Origin of the sequence: Motilimonas sp. 1_MG-2023, assembly GCF_030547455.1 — a bacterium.
Lineage (GTDB): Bacteria > Pseudomonadota > Gammaproteobacteria > Enterobacterales > CBDFNC01 > Motilimonas.
The window spans coordinates 1-230 of sequence record NZ_JAUOPX010000349.1; the positions used below are offsets into that span (position 1 = coordinate 1).

Sequence of the window (230 nt, forward strand, 5' to 3'; positions counted from 1 at the left end):
GCCCTTGACTATCTGACTTACTTGAATGAGATGATGGATGGAGATTGGTTACAAGCCATCGCATCGTAAAATGCTGGTGAAGGCAGGGTTTTACGAGCAATCAAGAAAAATCGAAAAGCAGGAAAGCCGACTGATAATTGGAACCTTGATTTACCCAAAGAACCCAGCGCTTATGTTCCCAAATTACTGGCGCTAGCTGAACTCCTCCGTAATAACGAACAGTATCATAT

General features: G+C 43.0%; 1 pseudogene. It reads left to right on the forward strand.

Going from position 1 to position 230, the window contains the following annotated elements:
- A pseudogene (locus Q4519_RS22275) lies at positions 1-230 on the forward strand (transglycosylase SLT domain-containing protein); the annotation flags it as partial.